Source organism: Clostridium tarantellae, from assembly GCF_009295725.1.
GTDB lineage: Bacteria > Bacillota > Clostridia > Clostridiales > Clostridiaceae > Sarcina > Sarcina tarantellae.
This window is the reverse complement of the sequence record NZ_WHJC01000393.1, coordinates 1-2,547: the sequence shown is the minus strand read 5'-3', so window position 1 is coordinate 2,547 and position 2,547 is coordinate 1. Positions and strand designations below refer to the sequence as shown.

The 2,547-nt window shown below is 22.5% G+C and carries 1 protein-coding gene; it reads right to left on the bottom strand.

The genetic code is table 11. From position 1 onward, the window contains the following. Nucleotides 1–79: 79 nt before the first annotated feature. Nucleotides 80–1,966 (bottom strand): hypothetical protein, encoded by a 1,887-nt coding sequence (locus GBZ86_RS14870; RefSeq protein ID WP_152891944.1) that lies wholly within the window; start codon nucleotides 1,964–1,966, stop codon nucleotides 80–82. Between the last annotated feature and the right edge of the window lie 581 nt (nucleotides 1,967–2,547).

The following is a 2,547-nucleotide window of genomic DNA, read 5'->3' as shown; positions in this document are numbered from 1 at the left end:
ACATAGTCTATTTATTTTAAAATTTACTTCATATAATCTATATTTATAATAATTTATAAAGTTTTGTTTTAATTTAAATTTATATGAATTTTTTTAATAAGGCACATACTAAAGTGGATAGTAATCCTAGTCCTAATAATCCACATGAAGTTTTTTTGCTTTTCTTAGTTTTTGATTTAACTTCTTTAATTGGTTCTGTTACTTCTTTTTTATCCTTATTTGAAGTAGTGTCTTTAATTTGCTCTTTTTTATTAGTTATTTCGTTTTTTACAGAACTAATAACATTTTTTGTTTCAGTACATGTATCAGTTTGAGTAGCAACAGTAGACACAGGAGCTATGTCAGTTTGAGTAGCAACTGCAGATACTGGAGCTATGTCAGTTTGAGTAGCAACCGCAGATACTGGAGTTGTTACTTTATTTATTTTATTGATACTTTTCTTTTCTGTACCTATAGTTACATTATTATATTTATTAACTTCACTTGTAACATCTGTTTTATTTTTAATAACATCTGTTTTAACTGATGTAGTTATTTTATTATTAACAGGTACAGTAATTACTTCTGTTTTTATATCAGTAGATGAATCATCTTTTAACTTATGGTCAATAGTATGACTTTCTTTAATGTTTTTATTAGTTTTATTATCAGTTCCAACATTTATATTAGTTTGAGTTTCTGTTGTTGTAGTGTTATTTAAATTAGTTTCAGTACCAACTGTTTTTGTATTATCTAAATCAGTTTCAGTGCTGGCATCAGTTCCAACATTTATATTAGTTTGAGTTTCTGTTGTTGTAGTGTTATTTAAATTAGTTTCAGTACTAGTTGTTTTTATATTATCTAAATCAGTTTCAGTAATAGAATCACTTCCAACTGCTGAATCAACTTTATTATTAGTTATAGAAGATGAAGTCATATTAGTTATGTCATCATTTAATTGATTAGTGTAATCTGCAACTAATTTCTTTACATTTTCTAATGTTGTTTTATTTAATTGATTTTTTACTTCTTCTTTATTAATTAAATCATCTAGTTTAGATAAAGTAGTTTTCTTTTCTTCTATTGTAGCATGACTATATGGTGCAAATATTTCTTTCTCTTTCTTTATAGCAGTAATTAAATTATTTAAAGAAGCAGTAGTATTTCTTATTGAGTCTCCAGATTGATCAATCCAATGTAAATGACATTTTAATTCACTATTTTTATTTAGTTTTAAACTTTTAGCTTTGTTTAATGAAGCTGTAGATAATCTTATCATTTTTTCGTAATTAGTTAATTTGGATAAATCTGAGTTATCTAATAAATTACAAGCTTCTTCCATATCTTTAATTGCAGAGTTCATTTGTTCAATATTATAAGATGATTCTTTTTTACTATTATCAAAAATTTTAGTGTAGGTATTTAATATATTATAAGCTGTTGATAAAGTTTTTTTATTAAGGCTTTCTTCTTTTTCATTTTTAACAATAATATTCTTTAAAGCATAAAGAGCCGTTTCTTTTTCTTCATTTGAATATTCTTTATCTGATGATAAAACTTTTTCTACATTTTTTATAGTAGAGTTTAAATTGTTTAAATTATTACAACCAATTCGTACTTCTTCTCCCATTGAAGAAATAAAATCTATGTGAGTATTAAGTTCTTCAGTAAGATTTTTATCTTTTAAAATTCTTATTCTATCTAATGAAGTTGAAGCTAATACAAGCATTTTATTATAAGTATCTTTTTTAGTAAGATCATCATTATTTAAAATATAATCAGCTTCTCTCATTTCTTTTATTGAGGAAAATACTTTTTTTAGAGTTTCTAAATCAGAACTATCTTTAGAATTTATTTTATTTGACATTGAATTTATTGTTGTATTTTCATGTGCAATAGATTTTGGATTTTCTTTTGCTAAAGCAATTGTACTACTGCTACAAATTATTCCTCCAATTATAAGTGTAGATAAAAATTTCTTTTTCATTTATATAATCTCCTTTAAGTCCGTATCTTTCGTTGTTTATAAAATTTATTTCTTTAGTTATATTCTAATATTTATGTTTTTATTTAAATTTTTTAACTATTAATTTTTAAAAGATTTAAATAAAAACATGTTACGAGTATAACTTTAGCACTAAAAATAAAGTTTGTTAATAGCTAGGGAAATTTAGGGAAATTACAATAAAAAGAATTTTTTTATGATTATAATTTAATTAAATTATAAAAATAATTTAAAAATGTAGACTATAAATTGGGATATTTAATAAAATATTTAACAATAAACTATTATAACCTAATTTGTAAATTTTAATTGTTAAAAGGTTAAAAAAAAGAAAATAAATAATTTCAAAAAAGTTATGAAAATATTACTAAAAAGTTACGGAGGACGACAAAAAGCTAGAGAAAAAATGTAGTAAAATGTCGTAACTTGTATGAAATTGCGAAAAGTTTTTGTGAAACAACAAGGTAATGTTCGGAGTTTTTTACATATTTTTTAAATAATACAAAAAAGTTGGCAAAAAAAATAAATTTATTTTCAATAAATTTGAAAAAAAGTAATTATAC

Coding starts and splice junctions, on each gene's coding strand:
- GBZ86_RS14870 (WP_152891944.1), bottom strand. CDS start 1,966: ATGAAAAAGAAATTTTTATCTACACTTATAATTGGAGGAATAATTTGT.